This is a genomic window from Stenotrophomonas maltophilia group sp. Smal12, from assembly GCF_037079935.1.
Classification (GTDB): Bacteria; Pseudomonadota; Gammaproteobacteria; order Xanthomonadales; family Xanthomonadaceae; genus Stenotrophomonas; species Stenotrophomonas sepilia.
This window is the reverse complement of sequence record NZ_JBAWUK010000045.1, coordinates 1-24,781: the sequence shown is the minus strand read 5'-3', so window position 1 is coordinate 24,781 and position 24,781 is coordinate 1. Positions and strand designations below refer to the sequence as shown.

The following is a 24,781-nucleotide window of genomic DNA, read 5'->3' as shown; positions in this document are numbered from 1 at the left end:
GCGCAATGCTGGGGCACAGGTGTCTGAAGGGCAGTGCGGACCAACGGTCCGCACCCACCAAAGGCAGGCCGATGACTCGCTCCTGGTAGGTGCCAACCAAAGTTGGCACCTACCACAGGCGCTCCAGGGCTGGCCCGAGTGATCCTCTTAAGGTGGGTGCCGACCGTTGGTCGGCGCAATGCTGGGGCACAGGTGTCTGAAGGGCAGTGCGGACCAACGGTCCGCACCCACCAAAGGCAGGCCGATGACTCGCTCCTGGTAGGTGCCAACCAAAGTTGGCACCTACCACAGGCGCTCCAGTGCTGGCCCGAGTGATCCTCTTAAGGTGGGTGCCGACCGTTGGTCGGCGCAATGCTGGGGCACAGGTGTCTGAAGGGTAGTGCGGACCAACGGTCCGCACCCACCAAAGTGGTAGGCGGGCCCCTGAACCAATCACCGCCGGCGCGACACTGCGTCGCATCTACCCCCTGCCACGCGACGCGAAAACAGGGTAAAATGTCGCGCTTCCCCACATCTCGGGTATGCCGATGCTGCGCATCCAGGCTGAAGCACTCACTTACGACGACGTCTCGCTCGTCCCCGCCCACTCGACCATCCTGCCCAAGGACGTCAACCTCGAAACGCGGTTGACCCGAGACCTGAAGCTGAAGCTTCCGATCCTGTCCGCAGCCATGGATACCGTCACCGAAGCCCGCCTGGCCATCGCCATGGCCCAGCTCGGCGGCATGGGCATCATCCACAAGAATCTCAGCCTGGAACAGCAGGCCGCGGAAGTGGCCAAGGTCAAGAAGTTCGAGGCCGGTGTCATCCGCGACCCGATCACCGTCGGCCCGGAAACCACCATCCGCGACGTGCTGGCCCTGACCCAGGCGCACAACATCTCCGGCGTGCCGGTGGTGGGCAGCGACGGCCAGCTGGCCGGCATCGTGACCCACCGCGACATGCGCTTCGAGACCGAGCTGGACGATCCGGTCCGCCACATCATGACCAAGAAGGATCGCCTGATCACGGTCAAGGAAGGCGCCGCGTCTGACGAAGTGCTGCAGCTGCTGCACCGCAACCGCATCGAAAAGGTGCTGGTGGTCAATGATTCGTTCGAACTGCGTGGCCTGATCACCGTCAAGGACATCCAGAAGAACACCGACTTCCCGAACGCCGCCAAGGATCTGTCGACCCGCCTGCTGGTCGGCGCGGCCGTCGGCGTAGGTGGCGATACCGATCGCCGCGTGGAAGCGCTGGTCGCCGCCGGCGTGGACGTGATCGTGGTCGATACCGCACACGGCCACTCGCAGGGTGTGCTGGACCGCGTCAGCTGGGTCAAGAAGAACTTCCCGAACGTGCAGGTCATCGGTGGCAACATCTGCACCGGCGAAGCCGCACTGGCGCTGCTGGACAGCGGCGCGGACGCAGTGAAGGTCGGCATCGGCCCGGGCTCGATCTGCACCACCCGCGTCGTCGCCGGCGTCGGCGTGCCGCAGGTGACCGCCATCGACCTGGTGGCCGAAGCGCTGCAGGACCGCATCCCGCTGATCGCCGACGGTGGCATCCGCTACTCGGGCGACATCGGCAAGGCGCTGGCCGCCGGTGCCTCGACCATCATGGTCGGCGGCCTGCTGGCCGGTACCGAGGAATCGCCGGGCGAGACCGAGCTGTACCAGGGCCGTTCGTACAAGAGCTACCGCGGCATGGGTTCGCTGGCTGCCATGGAGAAGGGGTCGAAGGACCGCTACTTCCAGGACGCCGCCACCGCCGACAAGCTGGTGCCCGAAGGCATCGAAGGCCGCGTGCCGTACCGCGGCCCGGTGGGCGGCATCATCCACCAGCTGATGGGCGGCCTGCGCGCCACCATGGGCTACGTGGGCTGCGCCACCATCGACGAGATGCGCAGCAAGCCCAAGTTCGTGAAGATCAGCGGCGCCGGCCAGCGTGAGAGCCACGTCCACGACGTGACGATCACCAAAGAGCCGCCGAACTACCGCGCCTGACGCGGGCCGAGCAAAGAGGAACGGGGAAGCACTTCCCGTTCCTCTTTCTCCATCTGCCGCCGTAAATCTGATTTCGTTTTCCCTACTGCATTGCCGGGGCGCCATGACCAACATCCATAACGACAAGATCCTCATCCTCGATTTCGGCGCGCAGTACACGCAGCTGATTGCCCGCCGCATCCGCGAGCTGGGCGTCTACTGCGAAATCTGGGCGTGGGACCATAACCCGGCCGAGATCGCCGCGTTCGGCGCCAAGGGCATCATCCTGTCCGGTGGCCCGGAATCGACCACGCTGCCGGGTGCGCCGGCCGCGCCGCAGGAAGTGTTCGACAGCGGCCTGCCGATCTTCGGTATCTGCTACGGCATGCAGACCCTGGCTGCGCAGCTGGGCGGTGCCACCGAAGCGGCGGATCAGCGCGAATTCGGCCACGCCGAAGTGAACGTGATCAACCCGGATGCACTGTTCAAGGGCCTGAGCGACCACGGCGGCGAGCCGAAGTTGAATGTCTGGATGAGCCATGGCGACCACGTCTCCGTTGCACCGCCGGGCTTCACCATCACCGCCACCACCGACCGCATTCCGGTGGCCGCCATGGCCAACGAAGAAAAGCGCTGGTACGGCGTGCAGTTCCACCCGGAAGTGACCCACACCCTGCAAGGCCAGGCGCTGCTGCGCCGCTTCGTGGTGGATGTGTGCGGCTGCCAGACCCTGTGGACCGCCGCCAACATCATCGACGACCAGATCGCCCGCGTGCGCGAACAGGTAGGCGATGACGAAGTGATCCTGGGCCTGTCCGGCGGCGTCGATTCGTCCGTGGTGGCTGCGCTGCTGCACAAGGCCATCGGCGAGAAGCTGACCTGCGTGTTCGTGGATACCGGCCTGCTACGCTGGCAGGAAGGCGACCAGGTGATGGCGATGTTCGCCGAGCACATGGGCGTGAAGGTGGTGCGCGTGAATGCCGCCGACCGTTACTTCGCTGCGCTGGAAGGCGTAAGCGACCCGGAAGCCAAGCGCAAGATCATCGGCAACCTGTTCGTTGAGATCTTCGACGAAGAGTCGAGCAAGCTGAAGAACGCCAAGTGGCTGGCACAGGGCACCATCTACCCGGACGTGATCGAGTCGGCCGGCAGCAAGACCGGCAAGGCGCATGTGATCAAGAGCCACCACAACGTGGGCGGCCTGCCGGAGCACATGAAGCTGGGCCTGGTGGAGCCGCTGCGCGAGCTGTTCAAGGACGAAGTGCGCCGCCTGGGCGTGGAGCTGGGCCTGCCGCGCACCATGGTCTACCGCCATCCGTTCCCGGGCCCGGGCCTGGGCGTACGTATCCTGGGTGAAGTGAAGCGCGAATACGCCGAGCTGCTGGCCAAGGCCGATGCCATCTTCATTGATGAGCTGCGCAAGGCCGATCTGTACGACAAGACCAGCCAGGCGTTTGCCGTGTTCCTGCCGGTGAAGTCGGTTGGCGTGGTGGGCGACGCGCGCGCTTATGAGTGGGTGATTGCGCTGCGGGCCGTGGAGACGATTGACTTCATGACGGCGCACTGGGCGCATCTGCCGTATGAGTTCCTGGGGACGGTGAGCAACCGGATCATCAATGAGTTGCGGGGGGTGTCGAGGGTGGTTTATGACATCTCGGGGAAGCCGCCGGCTACTATTGAGTGGGAGTAATACAACATTGGCGCTGACTGTTTACCCGCAGCGCGAAGGTGCACCTAAGCCCGCGCCACTGCGGGCTTTTTTTACAATTTCGCGCGGCGCGCCGCCGGCTAACAATTCGCATCGCTAAGCCGTTTTTTCATGTCATGATGAATGGGATTGGATGCTTCTATGTCATGAGAAGTCGCCAACAGCCCAGAAGACGCAGGACAAGACATGAGCGCCCCAAAGAATGACAGCAACCTGGCGGCCAAGCCGAGAGGGGAGGCTGTACGCCCATGAACGCAGTAGAAATCGAACTAGCCGTCACAGATCTCGCGGAGCGGCCCTTCGACCCCGCAGAGTTCCCCTATTTATTCCTTGAAGCCTTTGGCAACAAGGCAACGACCATCAAGCGCTTGCGCGCGGGGGCGTCGAATAAGTCCGACCTCGGCGGTGTTCTCCAGACCAGCAACATCCATATTCTGGCCTGTGACGCTGGGCGGGTGACGCAGACATTGGCTGCCCTTAAGGCCAGTCCCGCGACGGCCAAGGCCAAGGCGAAGTTCATCCTCGCCACCGACGGCACGGACTTCGAGGCCGAAGACCTGACCAGCGGCGAGACCGTCGCCTGCGCCTTCAAGGACTTCCCGGACCACTTCGGCTTCTTCCTGCCGCTGGCGGGCATCAGCACTGTCCGCCAGATCAGCGAAAACGCCTTCGACATTCGGGCCACCAGCCGCCTGAACCGCCTGTACGTCGAACTGCTGAAAGACAACCCAGAATGGGGCACCGCGGAGCGCCGCCACGACATGAACAAGCTCATGGCGCGGCTGATCTTCTGCTTCTTCGCCGAGGACACCGACATCTTCGTCGGCAAGGGCCGGTTCACAGAAACCGTCGCGCAGATGAGCGCTAAGGACTCGTCCAACACGCACGAGGTCATCGCCACGCTGTTCCGCGCCATGAACACCAAGCGCGAGGACCGGGCTGCCGCAAAGATTTCCCGATGGGCCGAAGACTTCCCCTACGTCAACGGGCAGTTGTTCTCTGGCGGCGACGAAGTGCCGCAATTCAGCAAGATCGCCCGGTCCTACCTGCTGCATGTCGGCGGGTTGGACTGGACCAAGATCAACCCTGACATCTTCGGTTCGATGATCCAGGCCGTTGCCGAGGACGAGGAGCGCGGCGAGTTGGGGATGCACTACACCAGTGTCCCCAACATCCTGAAGGTGCTGAATCCGCTGTTCCTCGACGACCTGCGGGAGAAGTTGGACGAAGCGGGCGATAACGCCCGCATGTTGCTCAACCTGCGCAAGCGCATCGCCAAGATCAGGGTCTTCGACCCGGCCTGCGGTTCGGGCAATTTTCTGGTCATCGCTTATAAGGAAATGCGCGCCATCGAGGCCGAGATCAACCGGCGGCGCGGCGAGCCGGATCGGGCATCAGAAATCCCGGTTACCAACTTTCGGGGGATCGAGCTACGCGACTTCCCGGCGGAGATTGCCCGCCTTGCGCTGGTCATCGCCGAGTATCAGTGCGACGTGCTGTACCGGGGGCAGAAGCTGGCCCTGGCCGAGTTTCTGCCCCTGCGCAATGAAAACTGGATCACCTGCGGCAACGCGCTGCGGCTCGACTGGTTGAGCATTTGCCCGCCGACCGGCACCGGTGTGAAGGTCCAAGCCGATGACTTGTTCGGTACTCCGCTCGATCAAGCTGAGATCGACTTCGAGAACGAAGGCGGCGAGACATACATTTGCGGTAACCCGCCGTACCTCGGTTCAAAGTGGCAGACGGATGAGCACAAAGCGGACCTTGGTGCAATCTTCGCTGGTCGCATGAAGAATTGGAAGTCGCTCGACTACGTTGCTGGCTGGTTCCTAAAAGCCGCTGACTACGGCAGCCAAACAAATTCCGTGACCGCTCTTGTCGCTACCAACTCGGTCTGCCAAGGGCAGCAAGTACCGATTCTGCGGCCGGAGATTTTCAAGACGGGACACGAGATCGGCTTCGCGTACACGAGCTTTAAGTGGTCGAACCTTGCTACTCACAACGCCGGGGTCACAGTTGTTATCGTCGGGATTTCCAACCATGCAGGAAAGTTGCGACGCCTCTTTTCCGCTGGGGATGATGGTGCGACGACGCTTCGTGAGGCGGAGCACATCAACGCCTACTTGATCGCCGGTCCTAACGTCATTGTGGAGGGGGCCAGCCGTCCGGCCGACAGCCTCGCAATGATGCAGTTCGGCAATCACCCGTACTACGGCGCATCACTGATCTTTTCGACGTCCGAAGCGCAGCAGATGCGGTCGGCCGATCCGCGCACAGCACGCTTCATCCGCCCGCTCTACGGCTCGCAAGAGTTCATCTCCGCTGTGCCACGTGCCTGTCTGTGGATTGACGACGATGAGGCTGACGAAGCGGGGGCCATTCCGCTGATATCTGAGCGCATGAGCGCCGTAGCGAGCGCCAGGCGCGCTAAGAAACAAGACAAGGCGGCCCAGAAGCTGGCCGAGACTCCCTATCGCTTTCGCGACCAGCAGACCGCCAAGAATCACATTCTTGTGGTTCCCCGTGTCAGCTCGGAGAACCGTCCCTGCTTGCCGGTCGGATTGCTTGACTCTGACGCCATCATCCAAGATCAAGCATTCGCCCTCTACGACGCTCCTCTCTGGAACCTCGCCGTCATCGCCAGCCGCCTGCACCTGGTCTGGGTCGCCACCGTCTGCGGCAAGCTGGAGACGCGCTACCGCTACTCCAACACCCTTGGCTGGAACACCTTCCCGGTCCCCACGCTGACCGAAAAGATGAAGACCGATCTGACACGCTGCGCCGAAGACATCCTGCTGGCGCGGGAGCATCACTTCCCGGCGAGCATCGCGGACCTGTACGACCCCGAGAACATGCCCGTTGACCTGCGTGCCGCCCATGATCGCAACGACGAAGTACTGGAGCGCATCTACATCGGTCGGCGCTTCAAGAACGACACCGAGCGGCTGGAAAAGCTGTTTGACCTCTATACCAAGATGACCGCTTCGGCTGCACCGGCCCAGGGCAAGAAGCGCAAAGCGGGAGCCAACGCATGAGCGACAAGATCAAGTCCGTACCGTCCGTTTCCGTCACCTACGCCCGAAACGGCGCATCGACCAAAGCCAATGCGCTTGGGATGCGGCCCATGCAGGAGAGGGCCTACGAGAAGCGGGGCGAGCAATACCTGCTCATCAAGTCGCCGCCCGCATCGGGCAAGAGCCGTGCGCTGATGTTCGTGGCACTCGACAAGCTCAATAACCAAGGTTTGAAGCAGGCCATCATCGTTGTGCCGGAGAAGTCCATCGGTGCCAGTTTCAACGACGAGCCGCTGTCTAAGTACGGCTTCTGGTCCGACTGGCACGTCGAACCCAAGTGGAACCTGTGCAATGCGCCAGGCAACGACAACGGCGGCAAGGTCAAGTCGCTGGGCGCATTCCTCGAAGGCGAAGACAAGGTGCTGGTCTGCACCCACGCGACCTTCCGCTTTGCCGTCGATGCCTGTGGCGTCGAAGCGTTCGACGACAGATTGATCGCCGTCGATGAGTTCCACCATGTTTCGGCCAACCCGGACAACAAGCTCGGCTTACACCTGGGGCAGTTCTTCGCGCGGGGCAAGACGCACATCGTTGCCATGACCGGCTCCTACTTCCGGGGCGACGCGGAGGCCGTGCTCGCACCGCAGGATGAGTCGAAGTTCGATACCGTCACCTACACCTACTACGAGCAGCTCAACGGCTACGAGTACCTCAAGCAGCTCGACATCGGCTACTTCTTCTACAGCGGGCCTTACGTCGATGACATCCTCAACGTTCTCGATCCCGCCGAGAAGACCATCATCCACATCCCCAACGTCAATTCGCGTGAAAGCACGAAGGACAAGATGCGCGAGGTGGAGCACATCATCGAGGCGTTGGGGGAGTGGCAAGGCATCGACCCTGCGACTGGCTTCCAGCGTGTCAAGCGCTCCGATGGCCGCGTGCTGCGGATCGCTGATCTCGTGGATGACGATGCCGCCAAACGCGACCGCGTGTCCGCCGCGCTCAAAGACCCGGCGCAGAAGAACAACCGGGACCATGTGGACATCATCATCGCGCTGGGCATGGCGAAGGAAGGCTTCGACTGGATTTGGTGCGAACACGCCCTGACCGTGGGTTACCGTGCCAGCCTGACCGAAATTGTGCAGATCATCGGCCGAGCTACCCGCGACGCGCCCGGCAAGACCCGCGCGAGGTTCACCAACCTGATCGCCGAGCCGGATGCAGCCGAGGAAGCTGTCACCGAGGCCGTCAACGATACGTTGAAGGCCATCGCGGCAAGCCTGCTGATGGAGCAGGTTCTAGCTCCGCGCTTCGAGTTCAAGCCCAAGAATCCCGATAGCGGCCCGACGCCGGGATTTAACTACGGCGAGGGTGGCTACGACGCAGACCGTTGCAATGTCGGTGTCAATGAGCAGACAGGGGCTTACCAGATCGAGATCAAGGGCCTCGCCGAGCCCAAGAGCAAGGAGGCGGCGCGAATCTGTCAGGAAGACCTGAACGAAGTCATTGCGGCCTTCGTGCAAGACAAGCCCACCATCGAGCGCGGCCTGTTCGATGAGGAGCTGGTACCCGAGGAACTGACGCAGGTTCGCATGGGCAAGATCATCAAGTACAAGTATCCCGAGCTTGACGCCGAAGATCAGGAGGCCGTGCGTCAGCACGCCATTGCTGCCCTCAACCTCACGCAGCAGGCCAAGCGGCTAGTCACCGAAGGTGAGAGCGACGGGTCACCCAACACCGCCCTGATCGACGGCGTGCGCCGCTTCGCGATGGACGTGCGCGAGCTGGACATCGACGTCATCGACCGCATCAACCCCTTCGGCGAAGCCTACGCCAGCCTCGCCAAGACTATGAGCGAGGACAGCTTGAAGCAGGTTGCGGCGGCCATCTCGGCCAAGCGCACGAGCCTGACGCCGGACGAGGCGAAGGAGATGGCTGTTCGCGCCGTTCAATTTAAGAAGGGGCGCGGACGCATTCCTGCACTCGATTCCCAGGATGCCTGGGAGCGACGCATGGCCGAAGGCGCGGCCGCCTTTATGCGATTCAAGGCGGAGGGGCGCTATGAGTAACTCCGATCTTGACGAACTCGCTGCGGAGCTTGCCGAGTTCGCACCGCCCGAGGCGAAGGGCGGACGGCCAGCCAGTGAGGAGCGCGTCATCGCGGGCTTCGAGAAAATCCAACGCTTCACCGAAAAGCACGGGCGTGCGCCGCAGCATGGTGAGGATCGCGACATATTCGAGCGCCTCTACGCCGTGCGCCTGGACCGCTTGCGTACGCTCCCGGACTGCCGCGCCCTGCTTGAGCCGCTGGACTATCAGGGCTTGCTTGCCGCTGCGCCAGCCACTGCTGTTCCGGGAGATGAGGCCATCGATATCGACGACCTGGCTGCCGAGTTGGCGGGCGTAGCCGAGGCGGACGACATCACGGTCCTACGCCATGTCCGCACCAGCGCCGACAAGCGCGCAGCCGAGGAGATCGCGGATCGCAAGCCCTGCGAGGACTTCGAGACCTTTCGACCCTTGTTCGAGCGCGTGCAAGCGGAGGTCAAAGCCGGTATGCGCCAGTCCCAGCCCATCGAAGCGGGCCGCCGCGCGATTGAGGCCGGGGACTTTTTCGTTCTCGATGGCATCACGCTCTACGTTGCCGAGGTCGGCGAGCCATTGAAGACCACCGCCGGGGAAGTGGACCGCCGCCTGCGCCTCATCTTCTCCAACGGCACCGAGAGCAATCTGCTGCTGCGCTCGCTCCAGCGAGCGTTCTACAACGACCCCGCCGCGCGGCGGCTGGCCTCGCCCGAGAGCGGGCAACTCTCCTTCGGCGGAGAGCTTGAAGCCGATGATGTCGAAAGCGGCACGATCTACGTCCTGCGCTCCCTCTCCGATCATCCCTATGTCGCGCAGCACCGCGAGATCATCCACAAGGTCGGCGTGACCGGAGGCAGGGTGGAGACGCGCATCGCCAACGCCGAACACGACTCCACCTACCTGCTGGCGAAGGTCGAAGTGGTGGCAACCTACAAGCTCGCGGGCGTCAACCGCACCCGGATGGAGAACCTGTTCCACAGACTGTTCGCGCCCGCGCGGTTGAACATCACGATCAACGACCGCTTCGGTCATCCTGTGCAGCCTGAGGAATGGTTTCTCGTTCCGCTGTTCGTGATCGACGAGGCCGTTGCACGTATCAAGGATGGCAGCATCACCGGCTACGTCTACGACCCTAAGGCCGCGAAGCTAGTGAAGGCGGCGGAGGGCGGGAGCGCATGAGCAGCGGAGCTATCTACTAGCCTCTTGCTGCCGTCGGAGAGGATAGGGATGCAGCAGTGGACGACACGATGGTTCTTGACGAACGAATCTTGATGACGAGGCCCAGCCATGACCGTGCTTGATGACATCCTGAATTGGTCGCGGGATCGCCCTGCATGGCAGCGGGACGCCCTGCGGCGGCTTGTCGAGATGGGAGAGCTTACCGAGGACGACATTGCCGCCCTGACAGAAATTTGCAAGGCCGCTCATGGGTTAGTCGAGGCGCAAGGCGGCGTACCGCTGGATGCAGCGTACCTCCCAAACAGGAATGCAGCGCAAGGCGCTGTAGCCCTTGAATCCATCTTTCACCACGAGGGCGTCAATGCCCTCGCACAAGACCAGACCCTAAAGTTCGGCCCTCGTCTTACCGTCGTCTATGGCGACAACGGGGCGGGCAAGACCGGTTACACCCGTATTCTCAAGACAGCTTGCCGGGCGCGCGGGAGGGAGCAGATTCTTGGCAACGTCGCGGCGGGCGCGGCGCCGCCCCGTCAAGTCGTCGCCATAAAGTACCGTGTTCAAGGCGATCCGGAGGCGAGGGAATGGGCCGGTCAGGCAGACGACAACTTCATTGCGCGCGTGAGCGTCTTCGACACGCAGAGCGCATCGGTCTATCTCAAGGAAAAGACAGATGTTGCCTTCCGGCCCTTCGGCCTGGACCTCTTCGACAAGCTGGTTCAAGCGGCCAAAGCCGTTCGCACACGACTCGAAGCAGAGCAACGGGCGCTTGGCGAGAGCGCCATATCCGACCTGCTGCCATTGGTGCCGCAGGGCACCGCCGTAGCGAGGCTCCTCAACAGCTTGAGCGTTCTCACAGAGACGGAGCACGTCAAGACTCTCGCAACACTGACGGACGACGAGGCCGCCAAACTCGCGTTGCTGGAGAAGTCCATTCTCGATTTGCAGGCGGCTGACCCTGCAAAATTGCTCCAGCAGCTCAAGCTGCGTGGGGCGCGCGTCCAAGCCCTCTGCCAGCACGTCCAGCATGTCGACGCCGCGCTTTCTAACGAGTCCGTGTCCGCCATCTTCGACGCGCGGGCGGAGTGGCGACGTAAGAAGGAAGAGGCTGATCGCCTGCGTACAGCGACGTTTCCTGTCGGGCTTCTGCCGGGCACCGGCTCCGATGCTTGGAAGGGCCTTTGGCAAGTGGCAAGCATCTTCTCGCAGGAAGCGGCATATCCCGGTCAACCGTTCCCGGTTGTTGGTGAGGCCGCGCAGTGTGTCCTGTGCCAGCAGGGCCTAGACCACGATGCCAGTCATAGGCTGGGGCAATTCGCCGCCTTCATCGCCTCCACGACGGAGCGCGAACTGCGCGACGCGCGCGAACTACATGATCGGCAGCGAAAGGCTATTGCCGCGCTCGTCGTGCGCCCCGAAGCTGTCCAAGACACCATCAATGACCTCAGCATAGAGAATGAAGCCCTCGCTGGCCGAATCGACGCGGCGCTTGCCGCCGCTGACGCGCGTCGCCAAGCGGTGATGGCGGCATTGGAGACAGATTCCGAGTTTCCGCAGGACAATCCGGCAGTCGCATCCGTCCTCCCTGACATCACGACACTCTCGGCGCAGCTTGACGAGCGCGTGAAGGCGTTGAGCGGAGACGCTACCGCAGAGAAGCGAAGGCAACTCAATGCCGAGGCGGCAGAGCTGCGCGCGCGGGTCCTACTCGCCAAGCATGAGAATACCGTGTTGCAGGAGATCGACCGTAAGAAGCGGCTTGCTGCCTATGAACAGTCCAAGAGCGATACCGCCACGCAGGCCATCACAAGGAAGAGTAGTGAAGTGACGCGTTCTGTCGTCACGCAGAAGCTCAAGGACACCTTCCAGGAGGAGTTGCGGGGCCTCGCGTTCCGGCACATCGAAGTCGAGTTGCAGGAAGCCGGCGGTGCGGAGGGTGTTCTTTATCACAAGCTAGCGCTAACGCGCGCGCCGGGCGTTCAACTTCCGAAGGTCGTTAGCGAAGGCGAGCAGCGTTGCCTATCCATTGCTGCGTTTTTCGCCGAACTGAGCACTGCTGACGATCCATCGGGAATCGTCTTCGACGATCCCGTGTCCTCGCTCGACTACCGCTGGCGCGAAGGCGTCGCCCTCCGTCTCGTCGAAGCCGCCAAGACAAGGCAAGTCATCGTCTTCACGCATGATGTCGTCTTTCTTCTCTGGCTAAAGCAGTTTGCGGAGGAACAGCAGGTCGAGCAACTTGACCAACATATTAGACAGCTTTCGGCGGGCGCGGGGGTCTGCACCGAGGAACTGCCGTGGGTTGCGATGCCCATCAGGAAGAAGATTGGATACCTCAATAGCGAGCATCAAGCCGCTGCCAAGCTGTCCCGTGACGGGCATCAGGATGCTTACGAGAAAGAGGCCAAAAACATCTATGGCCTCTTGCGTGAAGCGTGGGAGCGCGCTCTTGAAGAAGTGCTCTTGTGCAAGATCGTTGAGCGGTATCGGCCCGGCGTCCAAACACAGCAGATCGCAAAGCTTGCGGATGTCACCGAAGAAGACTGCCGGCAGGTTGATGCCGCCATGAGCAAATGCTCCCGATGGCTGCGTGGTCACGATCAGGCTGCTGCTGCTCGTGCCCCGGTCCCAGGACCGGACGAATTGAAGGCCGACATCGACGCGCTCGACAGCTGGGTGAAAGCCATCAACAAGCGCCGTGGTTGAGGTCAGCGGTCTCGTTCGAGCCATGGCGTATTGATGGAGGAGAACGAAGCGCGGTTTAAACGAGTGATGTTCCCCGGCGGCCGGCATGGATGAACGCCAGGAGCGCAGGGCCTAACGAAGCTGTACAAAGCCATCTTGGTCCCGCGGCTATTGTCAAGAGTATCACTCCGGCCGAACCTCCCGACAAGCCCACTCAAGCAACCCCCGGCAAGCCAAAAACAACCCATCCACCACCCCCTCATCCAAATGCCGCTCCGGGTCAGCCGCCACCCGGCAGCGGTCCGCGGCATGCAGCACCTCCAGCACCGTCAGCGCTCCCACCATCGCGCGCTCGCTCCTGGCCAGACTCACGCGGCGGCCGGGTGATACATCGGTTTCCGGCCAAGGATGCCCATCTGCACCCTCGCAACCACGCATGCGCTTGAGGATGCCGAGCAGGGAGTTCAGATCGGGCAGGGGAGTGTCGTCGTTGATGGGCTCAACAACGGTGTACGAGGAGAAGGTGTCGGATTCGTTCATGGCGTCGGCTTCCGTGGCTGTGCTTAACAGCGCCACCGCGTTGCGGGGTGGCGGGCGATGCGTGGCTGCAAACCGGGACGAAGTAGTGCCATGACCGGTGGGCCCGAAGACCCCCACGCACCGCCCGCCAGATAGGCCGACGGATTGCCCGCCGGCACCGGTTAAGGACGGTGCCGACGGGCAAGCGTAAACAACAGGCACAACAATCGTCGCGGGTTTGCAGACCCGGAGCCACCCGTTGTCGGTGGCGCGCCATGGTGTTTACGCAGCCGCCTCGAATGCCAATAGAAATTCGCGAAGGAAACGCGGAATCCGAGAGCAGAGGGCTATTGTTGCACGCACCATTCGTGCAGCACGCGACGCCAGCAGACGCATTCGTGCCGCTGCTCTGCTGATGGCGAATAAAAGTGGCGTAATCGCCCACGCCACAAGCGAATAGCGCGACGGTCTTCTTTGCAACAGTTCTTAGTCTGCTTCGGCAGGCAGTGGGCACCCGACAGACCGCACACCCCGAAAATCGGTTCAAACCCGACACCTCCAGCGAACCTTGCAGCTTCAACCGACGCCATCCTCACCCGCATTCCCCACCAGCAACTCAATCATCGCCCGCGCCGCCGCCGACTGCCGCCGGTGCGGCGCATAGATCACCGAGAACGGCCGCGACCGTCCTCGCAATTGCGGCAACACCTCCACCAGCTGCCCACGCTGCAACCGCTCGCGCACGATGAACGCATAGCTCTGGCAGATGCCGATGCCCTGTTCGGCCAGCGACACCACGCCCAGCACATCGTCGGAGGTCTCGATGGACGAACGCGGCAGCCAGTCCACGTCGCGCCCGCCGTCGCGGAAGATCCACGGCGCCAACCGCCCAGTACGCGGCATCACGAACGGCAGGCACAGGTGCTGCTGCAGGTCGTCCAGCGTCTGCGGCGTGCCACGGCGCTGCAGATAGTCCGGCGCGGCGACCAGCAGCAGCGGCGCGTCTTCCAGCTTTCGCGCCACCAGCCCGCTGTCCGGCAGCTGGCCCAGGCGGATGGCCAGGTCGAAGCCTTCGGCCACCAGGTCGACGTTGCGGTTGGTGATGTTCAGTTCCACCTGCACCTGCGGGTACTGCTGCGCAAAGCGCGCCAGCACGGGCGGCAGCCGGTAGTGGCCATAGGTGGTGGGCACGCTCAGGCGCACGCGGCCGGCCAGCGCACCGTCCTGGGCCAGTACGTCGCGCTCGGCGTCGTCCAGCAGGCCGAAGGCGGTGCGCACCTGTTCCAGATAGAGCCGCCCGGCGTCGGTCAGGCCGACGCGGCGGGTGGTCCGCTGCAGCAGCTGCCGGCCCAGCCGCGCTTCCAGACGGGTGACCGCGCGGCTCAGCACCGAGGGCGTGGTGGACAGCGCCACCGCGCCGGCCGTGAACGAGCCGTGCTCGACCACCGCCAGGAACACCTCCACATCGCCCAGGTAGTCGAACTTGCGGCTCATTTAGCTCTCCGGCGAACAGATGTTTTGCGATGGGGCCAATTTATCGCCGTTGGGGCGATGAATAAAGTGGCCGCCATTCCCCGATAGGAGCTCTCCATGAACCTGATGACCCGGCTGGCCGCAGCGCTGGCCCTGACCCTGGCCGCCAGCGGCGCGCAGGCCGCCAACGTGCTGGTGGTGCTGTCCGACGAAAACCACCTGGACCTGAAGGACGGCAAGGTGCTGTCCACCGGCTTCTATCTCAACGAGCTGATGCAGCCGGTGAAGCTGCTGCTGGACGCGGGCCACGAGGTGACCTTCGCCACGCCGCAGGGGCGGGCGCCGACCGTGGATGCGTCCTCGGTGACGCCGGCGTACTTCGGCAACGATGCCGCGCAGCTGAAACTGCACAAGGAGCTGCTGGAGAAGCTGGCGCTGACCTCGCCGACGGCTTCGCCGGTGGTCAGCCTGGCGCGTGTTGAGCAGCAGGGCTACGCGCGTTTCGATGCGGTCTACATACCCGGTGGCCACGCGCCAATGCAGGACATGCTGAAGAGCCCGGCGCTGGGCCGGTTGCTGGCCGACTTCCACCAGCGCAACAAGACCACCGCGCTGGTCTGCCACGGGCCGATCGCGCTGCTGTCCACGCTGCCGGATGCTGCGGGTTTCGTGGCGAAGCTGGAAGCGGGTGCGATGCCGGCCACGCCGAAGTGGATCTACAGCGGCTACCAGATGACGGTGATCAGCAACCAGGAAGAAGAGCAGGCCAAGCCGCTGCTGGGTGGCGGTGAGATGAAGTTCTACCCGCAGACCGCGTTGCAGCGGGCGGGTGCGCGGTTCAGTAGCAACACCACGCCGTGGACCAGGCATGTGGTCGTGGACCGCGAGCTGATTACCGGGCAGAACCCGGCTTCGGCGCTGGAGGTGGGGCAGCGGTTGGTGGAGCGGTTGAAGTAGGGCGGGGCTGCACAGCACGTTGCCAGCCTTGGGGCCGAGGGGCCAGCACCTCGGCCTGTCTATGGAAGTGCCAACGTGGTCGGCAGAGAGGGCATCAGCCCTTCGCGAGCGCTGCTCCTGACAGATCTTCAATCTGGGAAAGCGCGTGACGCGTCGCAGTCCAATCGCCGGCGTGCCTGATCGCTATGCCTCCGGCCGCTGTCCAGGCATCACAGTTCGTTTCGAAATCGTCGATCAGCACATCGCCTGGCTGGTGCATGAAACGAGGCTTGTGCCTGCCGCCGAGCACAGGCAACACCAGGCAGGTTGCTGACAGGTGCTCGCGGACCCACTGCCGCTTCTGCATGGCAGCGAGTGGATAGTTCGATTTCGGGCAGGCCGTGAGAATCACCGGGTTCAAGTGGTGGATGCTGTGGAAGAACTCCACTGCGCCGTGCATTGGCGGAAGGTCGCGGAAGAATGATGGGTGGTTGTTGATGTGCCTCCACATTTCATCGTCGGCAAGCACGCGGTGGTCCAGGCCAAACAGGGCGGGAAATGCCGCGTCGAAGTCGGCCATTACGCCATCAAGATCTACGTAGATGGTGCGTCTGGATGCACTCGATCCACCGGTGTGCTGGTTCGCGAGCGGGTCCATCATCGGTATTGACTTCACATCATCAGCGTTCATTTACGCGCTCTCCTTTCAAGAGTGGGCTTTCTTCTTCATCGGTTCCCCAGTAACGGGGCAAAGTGTTTGGTGATTGCGACAGACGTGGCGGCAATCGCGATGCCGACTGCGTCGGCACGGCTGAAGGGGGCGGCGACCCACGGATGCCGTAATCGGCATGCTGGAAATGCGGCTTATGTCGCGGCGCTTCTTCAAAGGCCTGCCGGGTGGCTGACCTGGCCCTTGGGCAAGACGCACGGCCCGCAGCGGCTGGCTCATTTCGCCAACCAAGGAGCAATCTGGTGCGCTGGTGGGTGGATCATCGCCGGGCGCTACAGGCAGGCCGGGTGATGATATACCTGTGGTGCTCGATCCAGACTCAAAAGGACGTCGCCGAAATGGATGCTCAGGCAGATTCAATGTACCACGCCGACCAGCGCGACCACCATGCCGAAGCCGTGCTTGAGGCCTTCTTCGCCAAGCACCGCACCCCGGCCCTGGTGCTGCAGCGTTTCTACCCGCCGGCGGCATTCCCCAGGGTTCGCAGCCGTCTAGGCGGTCTGCCGCAATTGCCCGATGGGATGGATTGGCCGGTTGGCGAGAGTTACGGCGAAGCGGCGCCGATGCACTTCCTGGCGCAGATCGATTGCGCCGAGCTGCCACGCGTGGATCCCGATATGCCCTCGCAAGGCATGCTGTTCTTCTTCGCCATGAACGACGAAGAGCAGATATGGGACACGGACGAACCACAGCAACGCGTGCGAGTGCTGTACGCGCCCGAGGTCGCGGCCGATCAGCACGTGCGTGCGCTGCCGGACGGCATGCGGCCGATTCTGGATGAAGGCCCTTCGGACCATGCGCACCGCAATCCTGCATGGCTGCTGCCTGAGGAAGACGGGCCGTGCGTGCATGTTCAATGGCCCTTGGTGGCGCGGCACATGGATACCTGGCCGGATGAGCTGGAGCTGCCGCCGGGTGAGGAGGATCGGCCGTACTACGAGATCTACCCCTCGCGCCGGGACGAAATGCGGCTGGGTGCGGTGGTGGCGGCCACGGGCCTGTTTCCGCGCGCGGACGCCGCCACGGAATGGGAGCGCCCGCAGTCACCTGCGTGGACGTTCCCGGTGCAATGGCTGCGTTACCAGACCGATTTTCCCCAGGTAGGCATCATCATTGACCGCCTTTCGCGGGTGATCGGTAATGAACGGCGTGCAGGCAAGCGCGGGGGTATTGATTACGCCGATGTACGCGCATGGGTGAAGCGCGCCGCCGCCATTGGTCTGGATGAAGCCCCGGATGATGCAACGCGGGAGGCATTCCGTGAGTGGATTATCGGACAGATCAGCGACGACTTCGAGCGTATGACGCTGACCGACCCGGGCATGGGCCGGGCGTTCACCAAGGGACTGCTGGCGGCAGTTGCCTACGCGGCGGGCTCGCCGGCTGCGGCCGCGCGCATACCTGCACTGATGTACCGCCACCTGCAGGACGAACATCTGCCGTTTGATGAAAGCCTGGGCACGTTGCCTGATGGCCGCAAGCGCTGCGCCGAGACGCGGGTGCACCAGATGCTGGGGCACGTACCGCGCTTGCACGGCACCGTGCCCGACGTGGAAGGCGAGGGCGACGCGGTCTGCCTGCTGCAGTTGGCGTGTGACCCGGCGATTGATCTGGTCTTTGGTGACTGTGGCCAGGCCACGTTCTGGTTGAGTCGTGAGGATCTGCGCAACTGCAGGTTTGACCGTGTCGTGGGTGTGGTGGAGTCGCACTGATTGGGCATGGCAAGCCCGGCATGGCACCATGACGGGCTGGCCTCGTCCCTTCGGGCGGGGCCGTTTTCCCAGGGAAGCCCTCGAACACGACATGCGAACGTCCTTCTTCATCCTCTCCGCCCTGTGCCTTGGCTTGCTGTCCGGCTGTGCCAGTGGCCCGGAGGAGCACGCCTCAAGCCGCGAGATCACCAGTGCGTTCGTGGCCGACGACGGCCAGCTGTACCTGCTGCCGCGCTATGACGAGCCGATGCGTTTCAATGCCGCGCCGTTCCGTGAGTACCGCGCGCTGATGGACAGCCCGCTGCGCGAGGCGGTGGCCTGCGCCCAGATGTACTTCCATGAGGATTGGCGTGACCCGGCCAACAAGGCCAAGGTGCATGGCAGCTATGCGCTGCTGCTGCGGCCGGAGCAGGTGACGGCGGAGCAGACCGCGCAGTTCAAGCTGGAGCGGATTGAGGTCCCCTCGCGTGAGGCCAAGGCCGTGGAGGAGCGGGCGCGCTACTACCTGCCGATGGACCGGACCCGCTACGCGCTGGCGTTTGACCGCGCCTGCAATCTTTCAAGGAAGGGCGGCAGCTATTACAGCGCGCTGTTCGAGGGCGACGGCGAGCGGGTGAAGTTGCCGGATGCTGCGGCGCTGGCGGAGAAGGGAAAGCTGGCACAGCCGATCAATGCACGGGCGCAGCGGATCCTGCCGGAGCGGGAGGACAAGCCGGGCGTGGGTTCGGCGGCGGGCAAGGTGCTGGGGGCGGCGTTGATCCCTGTGGCGGTTCCGGTGTTTGTGTTGAGCCTGCCGTTCCTGGGGCCGGATCACTGGAAGTGAAAAGGCGTTGAGGGAGAGTCATCCACGCATGGCGTGGATCTACTTGGGCATCGCTTGAAAGTTCATCCTGGAGATCTGTGTGTCCAGCACGCTGGAAACTGTTTTGAAGACCGTGGGTGTCATTGTGCTCGCGGCGCTTCCGTTGGTGATTCTCTGGTTCACCCTTCGGCGAATGGCAGCAACTGCTCGCTCGTCCGTGAAATCGGGGCTGCGTTTGCATGCTCCGCGCCGGATTTCCGGCAGGTCCATGACCTTGGTGATGGTGGATGGGAAAGAAGATCGGGAGCACTACTTCTTTGATGCGGCGTCCTTTTACCTGCGGCGTGGGCCGGTGCCCACGGCGGTTCCGCTTTCGCAGATCACCTCAGTCACACGAACGTCCGACGTCATCTGTTCGCGCTATGTCTGGCAGGTGTGCTTCAGCAGAGCATCGGGTAGAAAGTGCGTGACGTTCACCAACAACCTGTCGCTGTTCAACCGCGACTTCCTGCTCTTTCTGGAGGCGGTGCGAAAGGCCAACCCGCTCGCGACCGTTGATCGAGCGAGCGTTCTCTTCTAGAGCGTGTTTGAAGTTCGGTATGAACAGTGTCACTGCAATGGCATCACAGCGCGCAGCCCATGTTCGACCGATGTGATCGATGAGAGATGGGCGTTTGTTGCGCGGTATCTGATGCCGAAGCATTCTCATGCGTGGCAGTGCAAGTATGATCTGCGATGAACACGCAAAGCCCGTAACATGGAACGAGGTCCGCTCGTTTCTGCGTGCGATGCGAAGCGTGGGCCTTGTCACCCGTGACGAAGACGCATTTGAGACAATTGTCGAGACGATTTACGTTTATGGCATGCGGTCAATCTCTGCGGAGTAGTTCCTGATGATGTGCCGATCCACGCTGGACGTATCCCTGATTCACGCCTATGCGCTTCCTCTCGGCATATGCGTGGCAGCAGCCGTGGTTCTGATCGCAATATGGTTTGCATCCCGCTCTGGCGGGGTGCCAGCCAGGAATATTGCGCTCGGCTCGGCGCTGGCCGTTGTTGTCTTAGTTGCCTTTGGCCTCGTATATCAAGCGCGAACAGCGTACATCGCCGTTACAGATGGCCGGCTGATTGGGTCAGCAGCGTTTGTCCGACTGCAGCTCCCGCTTTCCAGTGTCTCGTGGCAGGACGCTTCCGATGCTTCAAGGATCACGCTGCCTCACCGGCAACTTGGGACCAGCACAGGGGGCGTTGAACTTGGCAAGTTCCGCATGCAGAACGGTCGCAACGTCTTCGTGCTGCGCACGGACCGTAGCTCTGTTCTCGTCACAACCAGAGGGGATACTGACTTGATTCTGGACCGACGTCTTCACGAACAGCTCAAAGCATGCTTGGATCAGGTACGTGAGACCGGCGGCCATCGAGGAAGATTGCAATGATCAGCAGGAAGTACTGGTTTACCAGGAAAAAGTACGGATGGGGTTGGGGGATGCCGTGCGCGTGGCAGGGCTGGCTGGTGTACGCAGTCGCATTCGGCCTGCTGCTGGCGGGTCCGTTTCTGTTCTCTCCATTTCGCGAGCCCATCGCGTTTCAGCTCTACACGTGGGCCGTAGTGTTGGTCCTTGTCCTTATCTGCTGGATGAAAGGCGCTCCGCCCGGTTGGAGGTGGGGGGAGTAGAACGGCCGCAGAAGCTATTTTCGGACGTGTTCGATCCGCCGGGCAAAGCATGGATGCATTGCCCTATGTGGGAGTCGGACAGTATCGCTAGCAGGCCACGACTGCGCCCCCTCTGAGGTGTACCGTTTTGAATGAACGCTGGACACTTCCCTCCGCGGGTACCCAACGCGTTCTAACCGTTGATTGACCAAGGTAGCGTCGCTTAAAGGGGCGCGCCGGTGAAGCTACACTGGCCACCTACGCCCAATGGAAGCTCACCCATGTTCAGTGGAAAGGTTGCGGTGGTCACCGGCTCCACCAGCGGTATCGGTCTTGGCATCGCCACGGCGCTGGCGCGACAAGGTGCCGATATCGTGCTGAATGGCTTCGGCGATGCGGCGGAGATCGAACGCATCCGTACCCGCCTGGAAGCTGAGTTCGGCGTGCGGGTGGTGCACGATGGCGCGGACCTTTCCCGGGGCGAGGCGGTGCGCGCGATGATCGACCGCGTCGTGACGACGATGGGCCGCATCGACATCCTGGTGAACAACGCGGGCATCCAGCACACCGCGTCGATCGAGGAATTCCCGGTCGACAAGTGGGATGCGATCCTTGCGCTGAACCTGTCGGCGGTGTTCCATGCAACGGCGGCGGCGCTGCCGCACATGAAGCAGCAGGGCGCCGGCCGCATCATCAACATCGCGTCGGTGCACGGGCTGGTCGGCTCGGTGAACAAGTCCGCCTATGTAGCGGCCAAGCATGGCGTGGTGGGGTTCACCAAGGTGACCGCGCTGGAGAATGCGGGCACCGGCATCACCGCAAACGCGATCTGCCCAGGCTGGGTGCGAACGGCGCTGGTCGAGCAGCAGATCACCGCGTTGGCGGAGAAGGAAGGCACGGATCAGGAGTCCGCCGCTCGCGCGCTGCTGGCCGAGAAGCAGCCTTCGCTGCAGTTCGTGACGCCCGATCAGCTGGGCGGGATGGTGGTGTTCCTGGCTTCGGACGCGGCGGCACAGATCACCGGCACGGCGCTGCCGGTGGATGGGGGCTGGACGGCGCGCTAGCTGGCCGACACGGGAAGACGTGCCAGCAGGGCGTCCCAATCGGCGACAAAGCAGCCGTCGCGGCCGCGGTTGCACTCGGTGATCCATGCATCCAGCGACGCGCTTTGTGCGCGGTAGGCGCTGACGTCGCCCAGTACGGCGAAGCGCAGGCGGTAGTTCACCAGCATCTGCAGCCATTGCCCGGCCATGCCGGAGCGCAGCTCGAAGAAGTCCGCCGAAAGGCATTGCACCGGCACGGCGATCCACTCGGCCTGGTGCCCAAGGGCATCGCCGATCAGGTTGCGTAGGGCGCCGGCATCGAGCATCGGGCCCTGCGGCTCCACGCGCAGGATGCGGGTGGTGCCGATGTGTTCCAAGTGAGGGTGCATGGCGTTCTGAAGTCCGTATCGTCCTTCCAGTATGGCTATGGCAGAAGGCGACGGCGAGCGGGTGCAGCATGAATCTGGCGAACGAACGCGCTAGGCTGCGCCCGGCACCTGCAAGACGCGGGTTCACTGCAATGGGGAAGGGCATGGCAGGGTGGAAGAGTCGTTCGTTGTTGAGCGCGGTGCTGGTGTGTTCGGGCCTGCCGGCTGCAGCCGCCGACCTATGCGCGGTCAGTGCCTACGGTGATGGGCAGGGCAACATCGTGGTGCTGGGCGCACCCGCTGCGGCACCGGCCACGGGGCAGCGTTATCTGATGCTGGACGGGCGACGTGGCGCCACCGGCGATGCCAACGCACCGGTGAGCTGCAGCGGCGATGTGGTCAGCGTTAGCTCGCCTGCGGGGGCCACGCAGCGCTGGCAGCGACTGCCCACCCGCGATACCGATGCAACTTTCACCAGTGCCGGAACCAAGCTGGTCGGGCAGTTGATCGAACCCGCCGGTCCGGCCGATCCCAAGCGGCCGCTGGTGGTGCTGGTCCATGGCTCGGAACGCACGATGGCGGTGGCGGCGATCTACCAACGCATGCTGGTGGCGCAGGGAATCTCGGTGTTCGCCTACCAGAAGCGTGGCACCGGCGATTCGGAAGGCGAGTACACGCAGAACTTCGAGCTGCTCGCTGACGACGCAGCGGCGGCGCTTGCTAAGGCGCGGGAACTGGCAAAAGGTCGCTTCGGCCGTGCCGGCTACTTCGGCGGCAGCCAGGGCGGTTGGATCGCACCGCTGGCGGCCACGCGTTCGCAGGCGGATTTCGTGGCGATCGGTTACGGGCTGGTGGTCTCGCCCATCGAGGAGGACCGCGAGCAGTTGTTCGACGAGGCGCACCGCCTGCAACTGGATCCGGCGGCCATGAAGCAGGTCGGGCAACTGTCAGAGGCCACCGCGCAGCTGATGCGCACGCATTTCAGTGAAGGTTTCGAGGCGCTGGCCAGGGTGCGTGCGAAGATCGGTGACGCGCCGTGGGCAAAGACGATCAGTGGTGAATACAGCGGTGACATGCTGCGCATGAGCGACGCTGACCTGCGCCGGATCGGTCGCGCGCGCTTCGACAACCTGGAGCTGATCTGGGACTACGACGCCGAGGCTGCGCTGCACCGCCTGAAGGTGCCGTTGCTATGGGTGCTGGCCGAGCAGGACCGGGCCGCACCGATTGCGGCCACGCGCACCATCCTGGGGCGCCTGCGCGCGTCAGGACAGCCGATCGAGACCTACCTGTTCCCCGACACCGACCATGGCATGGTCGAGTTCCGTACCGATGCCGAGGGCAACCGCGTGTCGACGCGGATCACCGACGGCTATCTGCGCCTGCTGGCGGATTGGATCAAGCAGGATGTGCATGGCAGTTATGGACGTTCGCGCAGATTGAGCGATTGACCGGATGGGGAGCACTGGCGGCGGATGGCGCTCCGCCGCCGATTGCGGCACGACTCAGTTCGGCTTCGCAAATACGTCCAATCCCTTGCCGGTTTCCAGCAGCGACTTCAGGCTCGACAGCACGATCGGCCAGCCCTGGCGGATGCCGGTATCCATGCCGCTGCCGGGTTCCAATTCGTCGTGGGTGACGGTCAGCCGCACCATGTTCTGGTAGGGCACGATCTCGAAGGTGACCCGGCTGTAGGCATCGGGATTGTCGGCCTGCGAGGCGGCGGCCCAGGTGATGACCAGCCGCGAGGGCGGGGTGCTTTCCACCACTTCGCCGACCAGCTCGACCGAGCGCGTTTCGTCGGCGCGCACGTGCTGCCAGCGCGAGCCGGGTTTCCAGTCCGAGACGTTCTCGTGGCCCCAGTAGCGACTGGCGATCTCGGGGCGGGTGATGGCCTCGAACACCTTCTGTGGCGTGGACGCGATGTAGATCACGTGGATGAAGCGGGTGGTCTCTGCGGACATCGTCATTCTCCTTCCAGTTCGCGTTTCAGGTCATGCAGCAGGCTCAGGCGCTGCTGCTCGAACTTGCGTACCCAGCGCTCGTAGACTTCATGCAGCGGCACCGGGTTGATGAAGTGCAGCTTCTCGCGGCCACGGCGCACCGTGCTGATCAGGTTGGCGTCTTCCAGCAGGCCAAGGTGCTGGGTGACCGATTGCCGGGCCATGTCCAGGTGTTCGCAGAGCTGGCCCAGGGTCTGGCCGTTGTCTTCGCAAAGCAGGTCCAGCAGCGTTCTACGCGTGGGGTCGGCCAGTGCCTTGAACACCTTGTCTGCATTCATGCGGGGCGTCTTCAGTTCCAGCTGTCGATCCTGATGTCGTGTGGATTGGGCTGACCCTTGCCGGTTTCCAGCAGGGCCTTGAGGCTCAGCAGGAAGACCGCCCACTTGGTGCTGCAGTGGGAGGTGAACTCGACGCGTTCCTTCCAGCCTTCGTGGGTGAACAGGACGATGCAGTGGTCGCCTTCCTGCTTCAGCGCGCAGCGCACGTGGGTGCCGATCCATTCGGCAGGGCCGGCCAGGGACGCCTGGTGGGGTGGCCAGTGCTTGATACACCTGGCTTGCGGGGACCTTGATGCCGACCCGGTGTGCGATATCCACCATTGCAGGTTCCTCGCATGGGCCGGCAGGCGCCGCCCTTGAGTGGACTATATGCAGGTAAATACCTGCATGTCAAAACCGGCCACGAACGCCCGGATGTGGTAGTGGGGGGGGCGGGGCGGCCGCCCCGCGGGGGTGGGGGGGGGGGGGGGGGGGCGCCCGGCGGGCCCCAAAAAAATAAAAACCCCCCCCCCCCGCGCTTTTTAACAGCCTAAAAAAAAAAAAAATTTTTTTTTAAAAAAAAAAATCAAAAAAAACAAAAAAAACCAATAAATTTCAACACCCCTTCATAATTTTATTCGCGGTTGTT

At 63.0% G+C, this 24,781-nt stretch carries 18 protein-coding genes and 1 pseudogene; 12 read left to right on the top strand and 7 right to left on the bottom strand.

The genetic code is table 11. The features are described from left to right. Positions 1 to 527 precede the first annotated feature (527 nt). From guaB to WDC87_RS17200, 6 genes are all read left to right on the top strand, one after another. Entirely contained in the window at positions 528 to 1,985 is a 1,458-nt protein-coding gene (gene guaB, locus WDC87_RS17225) for an IMP dehydrogenase (protein WP_032958143.1), read from the top strand. Between the two features lie 103 nt (positions 1,986 to 2,088). Beyond that, entirely contained in the window at positions 2,089 to 3,654 is a 1,566-nt protein-coding gene (gene guaA, locus WDC87_RS17220; RefSeq protein ID WP_019661318.1) for a glutamine-hydrolyzing GMP synthase, read from the top strand. Positions 3,655 to 3,920: 266 nt separating this feature from the next. Then, positions 3,921 to 6,707, top strand: coding sequence for a DNA methyltransferase (locus WDC87_RS17215; protein ID WP_252744415.1), 2,787 nt, complete (start codon positions 3,921 to 3,923; stop codon positions 6,705 to 6,707). Beyond that, positions 6,704 to 8,758, top strand: a complete 2,055-nt coding sequence (locus WDC87_RS17210) for a DEAD/DEAH box helicase (RefSeq protein ID WP_252744414.1) — start codon at positions 6,704 to 6,706, stop codon at positions 8,756 to 8,758. The genes WDC87_RS17215 and WDC87_RS17210 overlap by 4 nt, the downstream gene beginning before the upstream one ends. Then, on the top strand, positions 8,751 to 9,953 hold the full coding sequence (locus WDC87_RS17205) for a GIY-YIG nuclease family protein (protein WP_252744413.1): 1,203 nt from the start codon (positions 8,751 to 8,753) through the stop codon (positions 9,951 to 9,953). The genes WDC87_RS17210 and WDC87_RS17205 overlap by 8 nt, the downstream gene beginning before the upstream one ends. 108 nt (positions 9,954 to 10,061) lie before the next feature. Continuing rightward, positions 10,062 to 12,656, top strand: coding sequence for an AAA family ATPase (locus tag WDC87_RS17200; protein ID WP_252744412.1), 2,595 nt, complete (start codon positions 10,062 to 10,064; stop codon positions 12,654 to 12,656). A 162-nt stretch (positions 12,657 to 12,818) separates the two neighbouring features. On the opposite strand, the gene WDC87_RS17195 is transcribed toward WDC87_RS17200, so the two are convergent. Then, positions 12,819 to 13,175, bottom strand: coding sequence for a hypothetical protein (locus WDC87_RS17195; RefSeq protein ID WP_134958253.1), 357 nt, complete (start codon positions 13,173 to 13,175; stop codon positions 12,819 to 12,821). Positions 13,176 to 13,730: 555 nt separating this feature from the next. Then, positions 13,731 to 14,648, bottom strand: coding sequence for a LysR family transcriptional regulator (locus tag WDC87_RS17190; RefSeq protein ID WP_252744411.1), 918 nt, complete (start codon positions 14,646 to 14,648; stop codon positions 13,731 to 13,733). Positions 14,649 to 14,744: 96 nt separating this feature from the next. On the opposite strand from WDC87_RS17190, the gene WDC87_RS17185 reads away from it, so the two are divergent. Further along, positions 14,745 to 15,584 carry a type 1 glutamine amidotransferase domain-containing protein gene (locus WDC87_RS17185; RefSeq protein WP_252744410.1) on the top strand — a complete coding sequence of 280 codons (840 nt, stop codon included), beginning with the start codon at positions 14,745 to 14,747 and terminating at the stop codon, positions 15,582 to 15,584. Between the two features lie 94 nt (positions 15,585 to 15,678). On the opposite strand, the gene WDC87_RS17180 is transcribed toward WDC87_RS17185, so the two are convergent. Further along, entirely contained in the window at positions 15,679 to 16,254 is a 576-nt protein-coding gene (locus tag WDC87_RS17180; protein ID WP_252744409.1) for a hypothetical protein, read from the bottom strand. A gap of 281 nt (positions 16,255 to 16,535) precedes the next feature. Here WDC87_RS17180 and WDC87_RS17175 point away from each other — a divergent pair, with 281 nt between their 5' ends. The 4 genes from WDC87_RS17175 (at position 16,536) to WDC87_RS17160 (ending at position 21,525) form a co-directional block, all read left to right on the top strand. Then, positions 16,536 to 18,005, top strand: coding sequence for a DUF1963 domain-containing protein (locus tag WDC87_RS17175; RefSeq protein WP_252744408.1), 1,470 nt, complete (start codon positions 16,536 to 16,538; stop codon positions 18,003 to 18,005). Between the two features lie 91 nt (positions 18,006 to 18,096). Beyond that, positions 18,097 to 18,828 (top strand): hypothetical protein, encoded by a 732-nt coding sequence (locus WDC87_RS17170; protein ID WP_252744407.1) that lies wholly within the window; start codon positions 18,097 to 18,099, stop codon positions 18,826 to 18,828. Between the two features lie 79 nt (positions 18,829 to 18,907). Continuing rightward, a complete protein-coding gene (locus tag WDC87_RS17165; protein ID WP_252744406.1) occupies positions 18,908 to 19,387 on the top strand; it encodes a hypothetical protein in 480 nt (159 codons plus the stop codon). A gap of 1,355 nt (positions 19,388 to 20,742) precedes the next feature. Beyond that, entirely contained in the window at positions 20,743 to 21,525 is a 783-nt protein-coding gene (locus tag WDC87_RS17160; RefSeq protein ID WP_252744405.1) for a 3-hydroxybutyrate dehydrogenase, read from the top strand. Here WDC87_RS17160 and WDC87_RS17155 read toward each other — a convergent pair. Next, the gene (locus WDC87_RS17155) at positions 21,522 to 21,893 is read right to left on the bottom strand and encodes a DUF4180 domain-containing protein (protein ID WP_088497284.1); all 372 of its coding nucleotides are present in this window, start codon (positions 21,891 to 21,893) and stop codon (positions 21,522 to 21,524) included. The two genes, WDC87_RS17160 and WDC87_RS17155, sit on opposite strands and share 4 nt — an antisense overlap. A gap of 143 nt (positions 21,894 to 22,036) precedes the next feature. Between WDC87_RS17155 and WDC87_RS17150 the strand changes: the two genes are divergently transcribed. Next, the gene (locus WDC87_RS17150) at positions 22,037 to 23,323 is read left to right on the top strand and encodes an alpha/beta hydrolase (protein WP_252744404.1); all 1,287 of its coding nucleotides are present in this window, start codon (positions 22,037 to 22,039) and stop codon (positions 23,321 to 23,323) included. 54 nt (positions 23,324 to 23,377) lie between these two features. Here WDC87_RS17150 and WDC87_RS17145 read toward each other — a convergent pair whose 3' ends face one another. The 3 genes and pseudogenes from WDC87_RS17145 to WDC87_RS17135 form a co-directional block, all read right to left on the bottom strand. Then, a complete protein-coding gene (locus WDC87_RS17145) occupies positions 23,378 to 23,836 on the bottom strand; it encodes an SRPBCC family protein (protein WP_252744403.1) in 459 nt (152 codons plus the stop codon). A 2-nt stretch (positions 23,837 to 23,838) separates the two neighbouring features. Then, positions 23,839 to 24,153, bottom strand: a complete 315-nt coding sequence (locus tag WDC87_RS17140; RefSeq protein WP_005416268.1) for a metalloregulator ArsR/SmtB family transcription factor — start codon at positions 24,151 to 24,153, stop codon at positions 23,839 to 23,841. A gap of 11 nt (positions 24,154 to 24,164) precedes the next feature. Next, a pseudogene (locus WDC87_RS17135) lies at positions 24,165 to 24,474 on the bottom strand (hypothetical protein). Positions 24,475 to 24,781 lie beyond the last annotated feature (307 nt).

Bases quoted from the DNA above. Each gene is read 5' to 3' on its own strand.
- guaB (WP_032958143.1), top strand. From the start codon at position 528: ATGCTGCGCATCCAGGCTGAAGCACTCACTTACGACGACGTCTCGCTC.
- guaA (WP_019661318.1), top strand. From the start codon at position 2,089: ATGACCAACATCCATAACGACAAGATCCTCATCCTCGATTTCGGCGCG.
- WDC87_RS17215 (WP_252744415.1), top strand. From the start codon at position 3,921: ATGAACGCAGTAGAAATCGAACTAGCCGTCACAGATCTCGCGGAGCGG.
- WDC87_RS17210 (WP_252744414.1), top strand. From the start codon at position 6,704: ATGAGCGACAAGATCAAGTCCGTACCGTCCGTTTCCGTCACCTACGCC.
- WDC87_RS17205 (WP_252744413.1), top strand. From the start codon at position 8,751: ATGAGTAACTCCGATCTTGACGAACTCGCTGCGGAGCTTGCCGAGTTC.
- WDC87_RS17200 (WP_252744412.1), top strand. From the start codon at position 10,062: ATGACCGTGCTTGATGACATCCTGAATTGGTCGCGGGATCGCCCTGCA.
- WDC87_RS17195 (WP_134958253.1), bottom strand. From the start codon at position 13,175: ATGAACGAATCCGACACCTTCTCCTCGTACACCGTTGTTGAGCCCATC.
- WDC87_RS17190 (WP_252744411.1), bottom strand. From the start codon at position 14,648: ATGAGCCGCAAGTTCGACTACCTGGGCGATGTGGAGGTGTTCCTGGCG.
- WDC87_RS17185 (WP_252744410.1), top strand. From the start codon at position 14,745: ATGAACCTGATGACCCGGCTGGCCGCAGCGCTGGCCCTGACCCTGGCC.
- WDC87_RS17180 (WP_252744409.1), bottom strand. From the start codon at position 16,254: ATGAACGCTGATGATGTGAAGTCAATACCGATGATGGACCCGCTCGCG.
- WDC87_RS17170 (WP_252744407.1), top strand. From the start codon at position 18,097: ATGCGAACGTCCTTCTTCATCCTCTCCGCCCTGTGCCTTGGCTTGCTG.
- WDC87_RS17160 (WP_252744405.1), top strand. From the start codon at position 20,743: ATGTTCAGTGGAAAGGTTGCGGTGGTCACCGGCTCCACCAGCGGTATC.
- WDC87_RS17155 (WP_088497284.1), bottom strand. From the start codon at position 21,893: ATGCACCCTCACTTGGAACACATCGGCACCACCCGCATCCTGCGCGTG.
- WDC87_RS17150 (WP_252744404.1), top strand. From the start codon at position 22,037: ATGGCAGGGTGGAAGAGTCGTTCGTTGTTGAGCGCGGTGCTGGTGTGT.
- WDC87_RS17145 (WP_252744403.1), bottom strand. From the start codon at position 23,836: ATGTCCGCAGAGACCACCCGCTTCATCCACGTGATCTACATCGCGTCC.
- WDC87_RS17140 (WP_005416268.1), bottom strand. From the start codon at position 24,153: ATGAATGCAGACAAGGTGTTCAAGGCACTGGCCGACCCCACGCGTAGA.